Genomic DNA, 16,453 nt, shown 5'->3' with positions numbered 1-16,453 from the left:
AGATTTCCTTGCCGTATCAGGTGGTAGGGGTGGGATCGCGCAACTCACGGCGCAGGATCTTCCCCACGTTGGTCTTCGGCAGTTCGGTGCGGAATTCCACGTATCTGGGATGCTTGTAGCCGGTGAGATTCTCTCGCGCGTGGGCCTTGACCTGTTCGGCCGTCAGGGAAGGATCCTTCCTGACAATCACGACCTTGACGGCTTCCCCGGACTTTTCGTCCGGTACGCCTACCGCGGCGACTTCCAGCACGCCGGGCATCATGGCGATCACGTCTTCGACCTCGTTCGGATATACGTTGAAGCCCGAGACCAGGATCATGTCCTTCTTGCGATCGACGATATAGAAGTACCCGCGCTCGTCCATCTTCGCCATGTCGCCGGTGTGCAACCAGCCTTCACCGTCGATGACCTTGGCGGTTTCCTCCGGACGCTGCCAGTAACCCTTCATGACCTGCGGGCCCTTGATGCACAGTTCACCGACTTCGCCGGTGGCCAGCATGCGCCCGTCCTCGTCCTTCAAGCAGGCGTCCGTGGAGGGGATCGGCAGGCCGATCGAACTGTTGTAGTCCTTCAGGTCCAACGGGTTGATGCAGGCCGCGGGCGAGGTTTCAGTCAGGCCGTACGCCTCGATCAATGGCACCTTGGTGACCTGCTTCCAGCGATCGGCCACCGCGCGTTGCACGGCCATGCCGCCACCGAGCGTGAGGTGCAGCTTCGAGAAGTCCACCTGGTCGAATCCGGGCGTGTTCAACAAGCCGTTGAACAGCGTGTTGACGCCTGTGATCGCCGTGAAGGGCACTTTCTTCAGTTCCTTCACGAACCCGGGCATGTCCTTCGGGTTGGTGATCATGTAGTTCAGCCCGCCGAATTTCATGAAGGCAAGGCAGTTCGCCGTCAGCGCGAAGATGTGGTACAGCGGCAACGCCGTGATGATGATCTCCTCGCCCATCCTGATGTTGGCGTTGATCCACGCGGATGCCTGCTGCATGTTGGCGACGAGGTTGCGATGGGTGAGCATCGCCCCCTTCGAGATGCCGGTAGTGCCGCCGGTGTACTGGAGGAATGCGATGTCATCCGAGCCGATCTGCACGGCAGGCAATGTCTTGAGCTGGCCGATGACGAGCGCATCGCGGAAGCGGGTGGCGCCGGCGATGTCGTAGTCCGGCACCATCTTCTTCACGTGGCGCAGCACGAAGTTGACGATCGAGCCCTTGGGGAAACCGAGCATGTCGCCCAGGCCCGTGGTGATCACCTGCTTGACGGAGGTTTCCGCGACCACTTCCTGCACGGTATGGCCGAAGTTGTCGAGCACCACCAGCACGCTGGCGCCGGAGTCGACCAGCTGGTGCTTGAGTTCGCGGGCCGTGTACATCGGATTGACGTTGACGATGGTCAGGCCAGCACGCAGCGTGCCGAAAATCGCGACCGGGTACTGCAGGCAGTTGGGCATCATGATCGCGACGCGATCGCCCTTCTTGAGGCCGAGTTCGCCCACCAGGTAGGCGGCGAACTGCCTGCTCAGGCGGTCGATGTCGCCGTAGGTCAGGACCTTGCCCAGGTTGGCGAATGCCGGGCGATCACGATAGGTGTCGATGGCCTTCTCAAGCACCGATACCACGGACGGAAATTCATTGACGTCGATTTCCGCCGGCACGCCTGCCGGGTATTCGGCCAGCCAAGGACGTTCATTGCTCATCGCGATCCCCTCTTTAATCGGCGATTTGTCGTACGCCGCAGCGAATGCGCCGCCGTACGGTTTCCGGTCGATTGGAGCATAGGCACTAGAGGCTGGCAAGGCACATCCGGCGGGCAATCCATGCGCATTCGCTCGTTGCGCTCAGGGCAGGAGCAGGCAAGTGCGACCGCCGCCCGGCACCTCGCAATGCAGGGCAGCAGCCGTTCATTCCGCTCAGGCGGCCTTCCGCGCCGCCAACTGCCGCAGCACGTAGTGCAGGATGCCGCCGTGGCGGAAGTACTCCGTTTCCTTGGGCGTCAGCAGCAGCACCTTGACCTCGAATCGCACCTCGCGGCCGTCATGCTTGCGCGCCGTCACCGTGGCGGTTTTCGATGCGCCATCCTGGAGGCCGGTGATGGCGATGGTTTCCGATCCGTCCAGTCCGAGCTTCTGCGCATTCTGGCCGTCGCTGAAGGCCAGCGGCAGCACGCCCATGCCGACCAGGTTCGAACGGTGGATGCGCTCGAAGCTTTCAGCGACGACCGCTTTAACCCCGAGCAGGTTTGTTCCCTTGGCCGCCCAGTCGCGCGACGAACCGGTGCCGTATTCCTTGCCGGCAAACACCACCAGCGGCACGCCGTCCGCCTTGTAGCGCATGGCGGCGTCGTAGATCGACAGCTTCTCGGTGGCGCCGTGCGCACCGTGGTAGATCGTATTGCCGCCTTCCTCGCCACCGAGCATCAGGTTCCTGATGCGGATGTTGGCGAAGGTTCCGCGCACCATCACGTCGTCGTTGCCGCGCCGCGAGCCGTAGCTGTTGAAGTCGGCCGGCTGCACGCCGCGTTCCATCAGGAAACGCCCGGCGGGCGAATCCTTCTTGATGTTGCCGGCCGGGGAGATGTGGTCGGTGGTGATCGAGTCGCCGAAGATGCCCATCACCCGGGCGCCATGCACGTCGTCGATGGTGCCGACCTGCATCGTGATGCCGTCGAAGTAGGGCGGATTCTTGATGTAGGTCGATGCCGCATCCCAGCGGAAGGATTCTCCTTCCGGCGAAGCGATCTGGTTCCAGCGCGAGTCGCCCTTGAAGACATCCGCGTAGTTCTGCGCGAACAGCTCCGGGCCGACGGTCGCGGAAATGACGTCGCCGATTTCCTTGTTCGTTGGCCAGATGTCGCGCAGGAAGACGTCCTTGCCGTCCGGCGTATGGCCGACCGGGTCCTGGCTGAGGTCGATGTCGACGGTGCCCGCGAGGGCATAGGCAACCACCAGCGGTGGCGAGGCCAGGTAGTTCATCTTCACCTCGGGGTGCACGCGGCCCTCGAAGTTGCGGTTGCCCGAAAGCACGGATGCGACGACGAGCTCGTTCTCGGCGATGCCCTTCGATACTTCGTCGGGCAGCGGGCCGGAGTTGCCGATGCAGGTCGTGCAGCCGTAGCCGACCACGTAGAAACCCAGTTTCTCCAGGTCTTGCAGCACGCCGGCCTTCTTCAGGTAGTCGGTGACGACGAGCGAACCCGGGCCGAGTGATGTCTTCACCCAGGGTTTCGCCTTCAGCCCCAGCTTCACCGCGTTGCGTGCGAGCAGGCCCGCGCCGAGCATCACCGCCGGATTAGACGTATTGGTGCAGGACGTGATCGCCGCAATCACCACCGAGCCGTCGGTGAGGTCGCAGTCCATGTCGTGGATGCGGATCTTCGACTTGGGTTTCGCGGCAAGGTGCTCGGCCTGTGGCTGGTCGCCGCCTTCGCCCACCAGTCGCCCGATGGTTTCTTTGCGCGGCTTGCGGTTGGCGATCAGGCCTTCGAGGTTCTGGTGGAAGTTGTCCCGCACCGCCTCGAGAAGTACGCGATCCTGTGGGCGCTTGGGGCCCGCCAGCGACGGCTTCACGTCGCCGAGGTCGAGTTCGAGCATGGCGGAGTAGGTGGCATGCGGGGTGTTCGCGTCGTGCCACAGCCCCTGCGCCTTGGCGTAGGCCTCGACCAGGGCGATCTGTTCCTCGCTGCGGCCCGACAGGCGCAGGTAGGTGATGGCCTCGGCGTCGATCGGGAAGATGCCGCAGGTCGCGCCGTATTCCGGCGCCATGTTGGCGATCGTGGCACGGTCGGCGAGCGGCAGGTATTGCAGCCCGTCACCGTAGAACTCGACGAACTTTCCGACCACGCCGAGTGCACGCAGCATCTGGGTGACCGTCAGCACGAGGTCGGTCGCGGTCGCGCCTTCAGGCATCCTGCCGGTGAGCTTGAAGCCCACCACCTGCGGAATGAGCATCGAGGAGGGTTGCCCCAGCATGGCGGCTTCGGCTTCGATGCCACCCACGCCCCAGCCGAGCACGCCGATGCCATTGATCATCGTGGTGTGCGAGTCGGTGCCGAAAACGGTGTCCGGGAACGCCTGCAGGACGCCATCGATCTCGCGTTCGACCACGACGCGTGCGAGGTTTTCCAGGTTGACCTGGTGCACGATGCCGGTGTTGGGCGGCACCACCTTGAAGTTGCCGAATGCCTTCTGGCCCCAGCGCAGGAAGGCATAACGTTCCATGTTGCGTTCGAACTCGATCTTGCCATTGAGGTCGAGCGCGTCGGCCCGTCCGAATACGTCGACCTGTACCGAATGGTCGATCACGAGTTCGGAAGGAATAAGGGGATTGATCTGCTTCGGGCTTCCGCCGAGCCGGGTCACAGCATCGCGCATCGCAGCGAGGTCGACGACGCAGGGCACACCCGTGAAATCCTGCAGCACCACGCGCGCAGGCATGAAGGCGATTTCGGTTTCGGGTTCCTGCTTCGCGTCCCACCGGGCGACGGCCTCGATGTGCTCCTTGGCAACCGTCATGCCGCCGTCTTCGTGGCGCAACAGGTTCTCGAGCAGGATCTTCATCGAGTAGGGCAGCTTCGACAGGTCGAAGCGCTTGCCGAGCTCGGGCAGGCTGAAGTAGGTGTAGGACTTGCCGTTGAGTGCGAGCTGGGCGCGGGTGGCGAAAGAGTCGAACGACATGTGGTGCTCCCTGTTGTGTGCGGCGGGCGAGGTGGGGCGCCTGCGGGTTGGCACGCCTGCCGCCGGCGGAGCCGTACGACATGACGCGTCGATTATGAACAAGTCGGGGCAGGGCGGAGCGTTAACGAGGCCAAAGTCGTCGACGATGCGTTCCGTTCTTGTCGTAAGTCCCTGCCGAGACTAGGAATTTGCCGATTCTGGCGTTGCCGGAAGTCGCTGTTTCGGGCAAAATACGCGGCCGAGAATCGAACCCGCCCTGCAACCGGGCGGCGGCCGATTCGACCCCCACCAATCCTGCCGACGGACGTCCTTGCGGACGGCTGCACAGCGCGGGCGCGGTGTTCTTCCGCCTCAGCAGACGGGACTTTCATGCTCTCCAGCGACATGCTGTCTAACTACCGCCAACACGTTGCCGAGCGCGCCGCGCTGGGCATTCCGCCGCTGCCGCTGACCGCGCAGCAGACCGCCGACGTCATCGAGCTGCTCAAGGCTCCGCCGGCAGGCGAGGAAGCCTTCCTCGTCGACCTGATCACGAACCGCGTGCCGGCCGGCGTCGACGATGCCGCCAAGGTCAAGGCTTCGTACCTCGCGGCCATCGCCTTCGGCACCGAGAAGAACGCGCTGATCCCGCGCGAACGCGCCACCGAACTGCTGGGCACCATGCTCGGCGGCTACAACATCCATCCGCTGGTCGAGCTGCTCGACGACGCGCAGGTCGGCACCGTCGCCGCCAACGCGCTCAAGCACACGCTGCTGATGTTCGATGCCTTCCACGACGTGCAGGACAAGGCGCAGAAGGGCAACGCGAACGCCAAGGCCGTGCTGCAGAGCTGGGCCGACGCCGAATGGTTCACCAGCCGTCCGGAAGTGCCGGAAAGCCTGACCATCACCGTCTTCAAGGTGACCGGCGAGACCAACACCGACGACCTGTCGCCGGCCCCGGACGCCACCACGCGCCCCGACATCCCGCTGCATGCACTGGCGATGCTGAAGAACGCCCGCGACGGCATCGTGCCGGAGGAAGACGGCAAGCGTGGCCCGGTCGCATTCATCGAATCGCTCAAGGGCAAGGGCCACCTGGTCGCCTATGTCGGTGACGTGGTCGGCACCGGTTCGAGCCGCAAGTCCGCGACCAATTCGGTGCTGTGGTTCACCGGCGAGGACATTCCCTTCATCCCGAACAAGCGCTTCGGTGGCGTGTGCCTGGGCTCGAAGATCGCGCCGATCTTCTACAACACCATGGAAGATGCCGGCGCGCTGCCGATCGAGCTCGACGTGTCCGGCATGAACATGGGCGACGTCGTCGAGCTGCGCCCTTACGAGGGCAAGGCGCTCAAGGACGGGCAGGTCATCGCCGAGTTCGCGCTCAAGTCCGACGTGCTGCTGGACGAAGTCCGCGCCGGCGGCCGCATTCCGCTGATCGTCGGCCGTGGCCTGACCGCCAAGGCGCGCGAGGCCCTCGGCCTGGCCCCGTCGACGCTGTTCCGCCTGCCGCAGAACCCGGCCGATACCGGCAAGGGCTACTCGCTTGCGCAGAAGATGGTCGGTCGCGCCTGCGGCCTGCCGGAAGGTGAGGGCGTGCGCCCGGGCACCTACTGCGAACCGAAGATGACCTCGGTGGGTTCGCAGGACACCACCGGCCCGATGACCCGTGATGAGCTGAAGGACCTGGCCTGCCTGGGCTTCTCGGCCGACCTCGTGATGCAGTCGTTCTGCCACACCGCGGCCTATCCGAAGCCGGTCGACGTCAAGACCCACCACACGCTGCCGGAGTTCATTTCCAACCGCGGCGGCATCTCGCTGCGTCCGGGCGATGGCGTGATCCACAGCTGGCTCAACCGCATGCTGCTGCCCGACACCGTCGGCACGGGCGGCGACTCGCACACCCGCTTCCCCGTGGGCATCTCGTTCCCAGCCGGGTCCGGCCTGGTCGCGTTCGCCGCGGCCACCGGCGTGATGCCGCTGGACATGCCCGAGTCGGTGCTCGTCCGCTTCAAGGGCGAGATGCAGCCGGGCGTGACCCTGCGCGACCTCGTCAACGCCATCCCGCTGGCCGCGATCAAGCAGGGCCTGCTGACCGTAGCCAAGCAGGGCAAGAAGAACATCTTCTCCGGCCGCATCCTCGAGATCGAAGGCCTGCCGCAGCTGAAGGTCGAGCAGGCGTTCGAGCTGTCCGACGCTTCGGCCGAGCGTTCCGCCGCCGGCTGCACGGTGCATTTGGACAAGGCGCCGATCATCGAGTACATCAACAGCAACATCACGCTGCTGAAGTGGATGATCGCCGAAGGTTATGCCGACCCGCGTTCGCTGGCACGCCGCATCAAGGCGATGGAAGCCTGGCTGGCCAACCCGCAACTGCTGGAAGGCGATGCGGACGCCGAATACGCCGCGGTCATCGAGATCGACCTCAACCAGATCGTCGAACCGATCGTCGCCTGCCCGAACGATCCGGACGACGTGAAGACGCTGTCCGATGTAGCCGGCGCCAAGATCGACGAAGTGTTCATCGGTTCGTGCATGACCAACATCGGTCACTTCCGCGCCGCTGCGAAGTTGCTGGAAGGCAAGCGCGACATTCCGACCCGCCTGTGGGTCGCGCCGCCGACCAAGATGGACGCGTCGGAGCTCACGAAGGAAGGCCATTACGGCACCTTCGGCACCGCCGGCGCGCGCATGGAAATGCCGGGCTGCTCGCTGTGCATGGGCAACCAGGCGCAGGCGCGCGAAGGCGCGACGGTGTTCTCGACCAGCACCCGCAACTTCCCGAACCGCCTGGGCCGCAACACCAACGTGTACCTGGGTTCGGCGGAGCTCGCGGCGATCTGCTCGCGCCTGGGCCGCATCCCGACCCGCGAGGAGTACATGGCGGACATCGGCGTGATCAACAGCAAGGGCGCCGAGATCTACCGCTACATGAACTTCGACCAGATCGAGGAATACCGCGAAGTGGCGGACAAGGTGGAAGCGGCGTAAACCGCGCGCCATCGTTCATTGCAACAAAAAGCCCCGGCGTGACCGGGGCTTTTTTGTATGCGGTCTTGCGTCTTGCCGGCCGAGTCAGGCCAGCAATTCCTGCACGGCATCGCCCATGGCCCGCTTGCGCAGCATGAAGTCCCACAGGCTGCCGCCCATCTGCCGCCACAGCACCGCCGACCGCACCGCGGACAGCAGCACCGCGCGCACTTCCGCGACCACCGCCGCCTGTCCGAGATAGTGCGGATTGCCCTGCACCAGCACGCGCGGCCGCAGATGGCTCAGCGTGTCCGCGTACAGCGAACCCAGTGCGCTGAGCACCTCGGGATGCGTGCTTCCCAGTCGCTCCGCGGCGCCGCTCTGGGCGCGGATGCCACTGAGGACGCGCGACACCATGTCGTCGTCGCGCACGAAGCGGCGCTCCAGCTGGAGCACCGCCAGCGCCAGGCGTGGCAGTTGGTCATCGGGCATCGCGCCGCCGAAGTAGTCGCGCAACAGCATCAGCCCCGTGCGCAACGACCCCGTGCCGCCATAGACCCCCGCCGTGTCGTCCGCGTCGATGCGGAACACCGAATCGAGCGCGGTCGAAAGTACTTCCGCATGTGCCTGTCCGGTATCGGCGATCCGCCGCACCTGGGCCAGCGCCTGTGCCAGGCCGGCGAGCGCGAGGACCCGTTCGGACATCGGATTTGGGCTGTCGGTCATGCGGCGTGTTCCTTGATCCGTTGTTCGAGCACGGCGTCGGTGGCGGCGATCACTGCGCCACCCAGGCAGACGTCTCCGTCGTACAGCACCAGGGATTGCCCCGGCGTGACCGCGCGTTGCGGGACGGCGAAATGCACTTCCAGCGAACCATCGGCGCGAACGCTGACCTCGCAGGCCTGGTCCGGCTGGCGGTAACGGGTCTGCGCCTGGCACTGGAAGCGGGAGGAAGGGGGCGCACCGGAGATCCAGTGCGCGGCCTCCGACCACAACGCATTCGCGTACAGGAACGGACTGTCGACGCCCTGGTCGACGTAAAGCACGTTGTTCGCCACATCCTTGCCGACGACATACCACGGTGCCGCTTCGAAACCGCGCACGCCGCCGATGTTCAAGCCTTCACGCTGGCCGAGGGTGAAATAGAACACGCCGGGATGCTGGCCCAGGACATGGCCATCCGGCGTACGCATTTCCCCGGTGCGGGCGGGCAGGTAGCGCGCAAGGAATTCGCGGAAGTCGCGCTCGCCGATGAAGCAGATGCCGGTGGAATCCTTCTTCGCATGCGTGGCGAGTCCGGCTTCCCGCGCGATGCCGCGCACATCGGTCTTCAGCATGTCGCCCAGCGGGAACTTCGTCGACGAGAGCTGCTTCTGTCCGAGTTGGTGCAGGAAGTAGCTCTGGTCCTTGCTCCGGTCGGCCGCCTTCAGCAGGCGCCACTGGCCGTCGGCCTCCGCGACGCGGGCGTAATGCCCGGTGGCGATGAAATCGGCGCCGAGCTCATGCGCGGCGTCGAGGAAATACTTGAACTTGATCTCGCGGTTGCACAGCACGTCCGGATTGGGCGTGCGACCCGCGGCGTATTCGGCGAGGAAATGGGCGAAGACACCGTCCCAGTATTCGCCCGAGAAATCACGGAAGTGGATCGGGATGCCGAGCCGCCCGCAGACCGCGACGGCATCGCGGCGGTCGTCCTCGGCGCGGCAATCGCCGCTGCCGTCGTCGGCCCAGTTCTGCATGAAGAGGCCCGCGATCGGCTCGCCAGCATCGCGCAGGCGCAATGCGGCGACGGACGAATCCACGCCCCCGGACATGCCCACGATGGTGCGCGCCTGGCTCATCCCAGGTGCTGCACGAATTCGAGCGGCTGCCGACGGCCCGCCAGGAAATCGGAGACCACGCGCCAGACCAGTGGACTGCGGTGGCGGGCGGATTCCGCCTGCAGTTCACCGGGCGTGAGCCACAGCGCACGGACGATGCCTTCATCCAGTTCGCGGGCAGGGTGGTGCGTCACGGGCTCCGCAGCGAAGGCGAAGCGCAGGTAATGGCGGCCGGTCTCCGGGGCTTTCCATTGGTAAGCCCCGACGAACGCGGTAAGCCGTACGTCCCAGCCGGTTTCCTCCAGCGTCTCGCGCAGCGCCGCCTCGATCAGGCTCTCGTCCGGTTCGAGGTGGCCGGCCGGCTGGTTGAGCACCCGCCGGCCACCGGCGTTTTCCTCGACCACCAGCAGGCGGCCGTCGTTGACCACGACCGTCGCCACGGTCACGTCGGGTTGCCAGAAGCGGCCCTCGCGATAGGTCATCGGATCATGTCCATCAGCACGTCCATCAGAACTCGTCCTTGCCGGGGGTGAGCTCGATTTCCATATCCTCTGCCGAGCGCAGGGCCGCCTCGACGGCATCATCGAGCGCGTCAATGCCCGCATCCGCGGCCAGCTTCACCACGAACACCGCGTAACGGCCCTGTTTCGCCCATGCGCCCAGCTTGCTTTCCTGCGTGGCCTCCAGCAGGCGGTTGGCGACGCCGGCCGGGAATTCGTCGGTCGCGGACACGTAGGCGGGCGACCAGATCTCGCGAACCTTGTGGGAGCCGTAGGTTTCCACCGGCGAACGCACGAATACCAGCTGGCTGCGGCCGCCCTTGTCCTCGTCCATGGCGAAAGTCAGGCGGAAGTCGCCTTCTTCGTCGACTTCGTACTGGTACTTCAGCTTGTCCAGCAGCTGCCTGACAGCCGGGTCGCCCTCCGCCCCCGTTTTGGCCGGACTGGCCCGTTCCGCCGCGTTGACGACAGATGAGACCGAAAAACACAGCAGCATGGAGACAGCGAAGGTACGCATCAGCCCCCCGGGGCAATCGAGTGCCGCCATTGTGCAAGGGGGCACTCGGGGCGTCCATCGAGGCGTCCGCCCGCGTGGGTTCTTTATAATTCGCCCATGACGAAACGCACCGAACACGAACAAAGCCATGGCGTCATGGTCGAAACCAGCAAGCCGGAAGTGGCGCGGCCGCCGCTGTACTCCGTGCTGTTGCTGAACGACGACTACACGCCGATGGATTTCGTGGTGGAAGTATTGATGCGCTTTTTCTCGTTCAACGCGGAAAAAGCGACCCAGATCATGTTGCATGTGCATACCCGCGGCCGCGGCGTTTGCGGTGTCTTCACCCGCGAAGTAGCCGAATCCAAGGTGGCGCAAGTGAACGAATATTCAAGACTCAACCAGCACCCCTTGCTCTGTACGATGGAAAAGGCCTAAAAGTGCGAGTAAGGACGTTGTACCGATTGTGTTACGAGTGCCACGCAGCGTTCCGAACGTCCTATGGGGCTGGCATGGAAATCGCTGGTTGCTGTCCCCAGATAGGGTCGCAGTAATCCCGGAGGCTATCGCCCCATGTTCAGCAAGGACCTCGAATACAGCATCGGCCAGTGCTACAAGCGCGCCCGCGAAGCGCGCCATGAGTTCATGACGGTCGAGCATCTGCTACTGGCGCTGCTCGACAACCCGTCGGCCGAAGCTGTCCTCAAAGCCTGTCACGCCGATTTCGCGCGCCTGCGCGGCGATCTGGAGCAGGCCATTTCCACCTCCGTCGCCAGGCTCGCGGACGACGACGGCCGCGACACGCAGCCGACGCTGGGTTTCCAGCGCGTGCTGCAGCGCGCCGTCTACCACGTGCAGTCCTCCGGCAAGAAGGAGGTCACCGGCGCGAACGTACTGGTGGCGATTTTTGGCGAAAAGGACTCGCACGCCGTCTATTTCCTGAACCAGCAGGACATCGCTCGCCTCGACGTCGTCAATTACCTGTCCCATGGCATCGCCAAACACGGTGGCGAGGAGCCGTCGTCCCACCAGGACGACAGCGATTCGCGCCAGGGCGATGGTGGTGACGGCGAGATGAAGGGAGATGCGCTCGCCGAGTTCGCGATGAACCTCAATCAGCTTGCGCGTGAAGGCCGGATTGACCCATTGGTGGGACGAATCAACGAAGTCGAGCGCACCATCCAGGTGCTATGCCGCCGCCGCAAGAACAATCCGCTCTACGTGGGCGAAGCAGGCGTCGGCAAGACCGCGATCGCGGAAGGCCTGGCCAAGCGCATCGTCGATGGCGAAGTGCCCGAAGTGCTGGCAGACGCCACCATCTATTCGCTCGACCTGGGCGCGCTGGTCGCCGGCACCAAGTACCGCGGCGACTTCGAAAAACGCCTGAAGGCCGTGCTCGCGCAGCTGAAGAAGCTGCCCGACACCATTCTCTTCATCGACGAGATCCATACGATCATCGGCGCCGGTTCCGCTTCGGGCGGCACCATGGACGCCAGCAACCTGATCAAGCCGGCACTGGCATCGGGTGAACTGCGCTGCATCGGTTCCACCACGTTCCAGGAATACCGCGGCATCTTCGAAAAGGACCGGGCCCTGGCACGACGCTTCCAGAAGATCGACATCGTCGAACCGACGGTGGGCGAGACCCTGGAAATCCTGCAGGGATTGAAGCCCAAGTACGAGCTGCACCATGGCGTCACGTATGCCGACGAGGCGCTGCAGGCTGCCGTCGACCTGTCGGTCAAGCACCTGGGCGACCGCCTGCTGCCGGACAAGGCCATCGACGTGATCGATGAAGCCGGGGCCCGCCAGCGCCTGCTGCCGGACAACGAGCGCAAGACCCTGATCGATACCGAGGAAATCGAGACCATCGTTGCCAAGATGGCGCGAATTCCAACCAAGCAGGTCAGCGCGTCGGACAAGGACGTGCTCAAGAACCTCGAGCGCAACCTGAAGATGGTGATCTTCGGACAGGATCCGGCGATCGAGACCCTGACCTCGGCGATCAAGCTCGCCCGGTCCGGCCTGGCCAACCCGGACAAGCCGATCGGCAATTTCCTCTTCGCCGGCCCCACCGGCGTGGGCAAGACCGAGGTGACCAAGCAGCTCGCACTGCAACTGGGCATCGAGCTGGTCCGCTTCGACATGTCCGAGTACATGGAGCCGCATTCGGTCAGCCGCCTGATCGGTGCGCCTCCGGGCTATGTCGGCTTCGACCAGGGCGGCCTGCTTACCGAGAAGATCGTCAAGACGCCGCACTGCGTGCTGCTGCTGGACGAGGTGGAGAAGGCGCATCCGGACATCTTCAACATCCTGTTGCAGGTGATGGATCGCGGCATCCTCACCGATACCAACGGACGCGAAGCCAACTTCAAGAACGTCGTGCTGGTCATGACGACCAATGCGGGTGCGGCGCAGGCTTCGCGGCGTTCCATCGGCTTCACCAAGCAGGATCACTCGACCGATGCGATGGAAATCATCCGTCGGGCCTTCAGTCCGGAATTCCGTAACCGCCTCGACGCGGTGGTGCAGTTCCAGGCGCTGGGCTTCGACCACATCCTGCGCGTGGTCGACAAGTTCCTGATCGAGCTGGAAGCCCAGCTGCACGAGAAGAACGTCAGCCTCTCGGCCACGCCGACGGCACGCGACTGGCTGGCCCAGCATGGCTTCGATCCGCTGATGGGCGCGCGCCCGATGGCCCGCGTGATCCAGGACCGGATCAAGCGGCCGCTGGCGGACGAGCTGCTGTTCGGCAAGCTGGTGGGAGGCGGTCGCGTCACCATCGACGTCAGGGAAGACGAACTGGTCGTCGAGGCGCAGGCGGAACCGGAGAAGCTCCTGCCGGTCACCGTGTAGCCGGGGCACACTCCCGCCCACGAAAAAAGGCGGCCATTGGCCGCCTTTTTCTTCATGCAATTACCGCACTCACTTCATGCGGTAGGTGATACGACCCTTTGTGAGGTCGTACGGGGTCATTTCGACCTTCACCTTGTCGCCGGTCAGGATGCGGATGTAGTTCTTGCGCATCCGCCCGGAGATATGGGCAATGATCTCGTGGCCGTTCTCGAGGCGCACGCGGAACATGGTGTTCGGAAGGGTTTCCGCCACCGTGCCCTCGAATTCGATCACATCGTCTTTTGCCATGAAGTTCCCGGGTTGAACATGAAGAGCAGGCGCAGCGCGCCCGCGAAGCCGCGCATTCTGCCACAAATGCCGGGGCGATGGCGCCGCGGCCCTGATTGTTCATCCGCGGCGGGCGGGTGCCAGCCCAGCCGCCGTGATCGTCCCGAAGCGCCGGGTCCAGCTGGCGGCGGGTTCAGGCAGCGCCGTCAGTTCGGCAACCGCGGCAAGGAAGCGCTCCCGAGACCATAGCTCCGCCCCCAGCGACAGCAGGTGGTCGTTTTCGACCTGCGCGTCCAGCAGGGGCCAGCCCCATTCCCGGAGGCGGTGGGCGAGGGCGGTCAGGGCGACCCTGGAACCACCCGATTCCGCGCTGAACATGCTTTCGCCAAAAAACATCCGGCCAACGGCGACGCCATAGAGCCCTCCCACCAGACGCTCCCCGTCGAACACTTCGATTGAATGGCCATGCCCGAGCCGGTGCATCTGCTCATACGCGGCCCGCATGTCCGGTGTGATCCAGGTGCCGCGCTGGCCCGCGCGTGGCGTAGTCGCGCAGGCCTCTATCACCCGTGCGAAAGCGGTGTCGGCCCGCACCACCCAGTCGCTGCGCCGCAACCATCGCCGGAATCGGGATGGCAGGCGCACGCAGTCGGTCTGGAACACCGTGCGTGGATCGGGGCACCACCACAGGATTGGCTGTTCGTCGGAGTACCAGGGAAAGATGCCGTGGCGATAGGCGTTGAGCAGCCTTGCCGGCGCCAGGTCGCCCCCCATGGCCAGCAGGCCGTCCGGATGACGCAATGCCGCGTCCGCCGGCGGGAACGGACCATGGGGATCCAGTGACAGGGCGGGTAGCCGGATGGTCATGCCGCGATCATCGCCCACGCCGCAAGACCGCGCGAGCGCATTGCCGGCTCAACCAGCCTTGAACGGTGAATGGCTTGCCAGCGTGGCGGCGTAGCGTCGCACCGAAGCCGTTTCCTGCGCGCACCAGTCGCGCAGCGCATCGCGAAAACCTTCGTGTGCGATCCAATGGTGGCTGTGAACCAAGGTCGGCAGGAATCCCCGGGCGAGCTTGTGTTCGCCCTGTGCGCCGGGTTCGAAACGGGTGAGGCCTTCGCGCAGGCAGTACTCGATTCCCTGGTAGTAACAGGTTTCGAAATGCAGCCCCGGGATGTGCTCGCTGGCGCCCCAGTAGCGGCCGTACAGCGTGTCGCCCCCGCGCAGGCACAACGCGCCCGCGACCGCTTCACCTCCGCGCTCGGCCAGCACCAGGACCAGGGAACGTGGCATTGCCCGCGCAAGGTGCTGCAGGAACGGCAGCGTCAGCGCCGGGTGATTTCCGTATTCGGCGAACGTCTGCAGGTAGAAGCCGTGCATCGTCGCAAGATCGGCTTCGCTGGCTTCGCTGGCTTCGTCGCCATGGATCACCCGGAAGCCAATGCCTGCGCGTGCGAACTTCGCTCGTTCCTGCCGGATGTTCTTGCGGTGCCGATGATCGAACGCTGCCAGGAAGTCGTCGAAGCTTCCCCAGCCCGCCGTGTTCTGCCAGTGGTACTGGACATCGATCCGGGCCAGCCACTCCCCGCCAAACGTAGTGTCCTGCTCGGAATGGAAGTTGACGTGCGCCGAGGAGAAATCGATCCCGCACAGGGCCCTCATCGCCTCCAGCAACCGGTGGCGATGCGCTGCGCTGGTCGCCAGGAGGCGGGGGCCGGTCACCGGCGAGTAGGGCACGGCGCACAGCCACTTGGGGAAGTACTCGATCCCGTGCCGTGCGTAGGCATGTGCCCAGGCGTGGTCGAAGACGAACTCGCCATGCGAGTTGGTCTTGCGGTACCCGGGAGCGGCGGCGATCAGCTGATCGCCTTCCCAAAGCGTCAGGTGATGCGGCGTCCATCCCCATTCCTCGCGCAGGCAACCGTATTGTTCGAGCCCGGCTAGAAAGGCGTGATGGACGAAAGGGTTGCTCCCGTCGTGGAGGGCATCCCACTGCGCCCTGTCCACGCAGGAAAGGTCGGGCAGTACACGGGGATGCAATGCCGTCACTGGGCGAACGGATCCTTTTCCGGCCGCCAGACCGAAAACTCCTGGGGCAGTGCGAGCTGCAGTCCACGGCCATCGCGGCAGGGCACTCCCGCTTGCGGCACGAGGTCGACAACGCGCTGCAGCACGGCGGCAAGCTTCCCGGCATCGGCTGCGTCGTTCGTGGACAGAGCCTCGATCGTAGCGGGGCAGGTGTGCACCGTCAGTCGAATCTTGATCTCATCAGCCGAGCGCCGGCGGGCGAACTCCTGCCAGTGTTGTGGCAGGCGCTGCGCAAGCAGTTCGGCTAGCGTCTCGTTGTACGCGTAGGCCGACTGTTGCTCGGCTTCGGGCAGGCCTTCCAGCGAAGCTTGTGCCTTGAATTCGTCGAATGTCGTGAACGTGATGATGTTGGCCTTGCTGCGGACCTCATCCAGCAGTTTGAATGCTTGCCCATGGTTTTGCGGCAGGCCCCAACCCATCGCGGCATGCATCGCCAGCAGCGTATTGACCTGGCGGTCGTTCTCTTCGGCGCCTTGACTCAGGTAATCCACGGTCGTGTGGAGGCGATCATCACCGAGGCTACCATCGACCATCTGGCATAGCGTCCACCAGATGCCGAGCTGTCGCTTCGACTGCAGCTTTCCCTGTGCGGCGGAGGCGAGGTTTGCCTCGTACGCCACCAGCACGGCGTGGTGGATGTCGCGCGGGTCTTCCAGTCGCCTGCGCTGCCTGCCGTCGAGGCTTTCCTTCCATGTCGACAGCGTCGCCGGGTCGCGGCAAAAGATGCCTCCTGCGACGGCATCGCTGGCGGCTAACGCCAGCAACGTCGCAACAAGGAAAGCGGCGGTCCGCGACACCGCTA

General features: G+C 64.7%; 13 protein-coding genes. 3 read left to right on the top strand and 10 right to left on the bottom strand.

The genetic code is table 11. The features are described from left to right. Positions 1–16 precede the first annotated feature (16 nt). A complete protein-coding gene (locus tag ACYVGE_RS05785) occupies positions 17–1,696 on the bottom strand; it encodes a long-chain fatty acid--CoA ligase (protein ID WP_460727936.1) in 1,680 nt (559 codons plus the stop codon). Between the two features lie 213 nt (positions 1,697–1,909). Then, the gene (gene acnA, locus ACYVGE_RS05780; protein ID WP_460727934.1) at positions 1,910–4,672 is read right to left on the bottom strand and encodes an aconitate hydratase AcnA; all 2,763 of its coding nucleotides are present in this window, start codon (positions 4,670–4,672) and stop codon (positions 1,910–1,912) included. A 384-nt stretch (positions 4,673–5,056) separates the two neighbouring features. Between acnA and acnB the strand changes: the two genes are divergently transcribed. Beyond that, positions 5,057–7,645, top strand: coding sequence for a bifunctional aconitate hydratase 2/2-methylisocitrate dehydratase (gene acnB, locus ACYVGE_RS05775; RefSeq protein ID WP_460728424.1), 2,589 nt, complete (start codon positions 5,057–5,059; stop codon positions 7,643–7,645). An 84-nt stretch (positions 7,646–7,729) separates the two neighbouring features. Here acnB and ACYVGE_RS05770 read toward each other — a convergent pair whose 3' ends face one another. From ACYVGE_RS05770 to ACYVGE_RS05755, 4 genes are read right to left on the bottom strand one after another with little or no spacing between them, the layout of a single operon-like run. Continuing rightward, on the bottom strand, positions 7,730–8,329 hold the full coding sequence (locus ACYVGE_RS05770; protein WP_460728422.1) for a lysogenization protein HflD: 600 nt from the start codon (positions 8,327–8,329) through the stop codon (positions 7,730–7,732). Positions 8,330–8,346: 17 nt separating this feature from the next. Continuing rightward, positions 8,347–9,465, bottom strand: a complete 1,119-nt coding sequence (gene mnmA / locus ACYVGE_RS05765) for a tRNA 2-thiouridine(34) synthase MnmA (RefSeq protein ID WP_460727932.1) — start codon at positions 9,463–9,465, stop codon at positions 8,347–8,349. Further along, positions 9,462–9,926, bottom strand: a complete 465-nt coding sequence (locus ACYVGE_RS05760; protein ID WP_460727930.1) for an NUDIX hydrolase — start codon at positions 9,924–9,926, stop codon at positions 9,462–9,464. The genes mnmA and ACYVGE_RS05760 overlap by 4 nt, the downstream gene beginning before the upstream one ends. A gap of 25 nt (positions 9,927–9,951) precedes the next feature. Further along, positions 9,952–10,461, bottom strand: a complete 510-nt coding sequence (locus ACYVGE_RS05755) for a hypothetical protein (protein WP_460727928.1) — start codon at positions 10,459–10,461, stop codon at positions 9,952–9,954. Between the two features lie 96 nt (positions 10,462–10,557). Here ACYVGE_RS05755 and clpS point away from each other — a divergent pair, with 96 nt between their 5' ends. Next, positions 10,558–10,878, top strand: a complete 321-nt coding sequence (gene clpS / locus ACYVGE_RS05750; protein WP_310052736.1) for an ATP-dependent Clp protease adapter ClpS — start codon at positions 10,558–10,560, stop codon at positions 10,876–10,878. A gap of 135 nt (positions 10,879–11,013) precedes the next feature. Beyond that, a complete protein-coding gene (gene clpA / locus ACYVGE_RS05745; protein ID WP_460727926.1) occupies positions 11,014–13,296 on the top strand; it encodes an ATP-dependent Clp protease ATP-binding subunit ClpA in 2,283 nt (760 codons plus the stop codon). A 69-nt stretch (positions 13,297–13,365) separates the two neighbouring features. On the opposite strand, the gene infA is transcribed toward clpA, so the two are convergent. From infA to ACYVGE_RS05725, 4 genes are all read right to left on the bottom strand, one after another. Continuing rightward, entirely contained in the window at positions 13,366–13,584 is a 219-nt protein-coding gene (infA, locus tag ACYVGE_RS05740) for a translation initiation factor IF-1 (protein ID WP_031372296.1), read from the bottom strand. 99 nt (positions 13,585–13,683) lie between these two features. Beyond that, on the bottom strand, positions 13,684–14,430 hold the full coding sequence (gene aat / locus ACYVGE_RS05735) for a leucyl/phenylalanyl-tRNA--protein transferase (RefSeq protein WP_460727924.1): 747 nt from the start codon (positions 14,428–14,430) through the stop codon (positions 13,684–13,686). A gap of 48 nt (positions 14,431–14,478) precedes the next feature. After that, positions 14,479–15,612: a GNAT family N-acetyltransferase gene (locus ACYVGE_RS05730; RefSeq protein ID WP_460727921.1), complete on the bottom strand. Its 1,134-nt coding sequence runs from the start codon at positions 15,610–15,612 to the stop codon at positions 14,479–14,481. Beyond that, on the bottom strand, positions 15,609–16,448 hold the full coding sequence (locus ACYVGE_RS05725) for a hypothetical protein (protein ID WP_460727919.1): 840 nt from the start codon (positions 16,446–16,448) through the stop codon (positions 15,609–15,611). The genes ACYVGE_RS05730 and ACYVGE_RS05725 overlap by 4 nt, the downstream gene beginning before the upstream one ends. Positions 16,449–16,453 lie beyond the last annotated feature (5 nt).

Source organism: Lysobacter rhizosphaerae (genome assembly GCF_054779795.1).
This window is presented reverse-complemented; position numbering and strand designations above follow the sequence as displayed.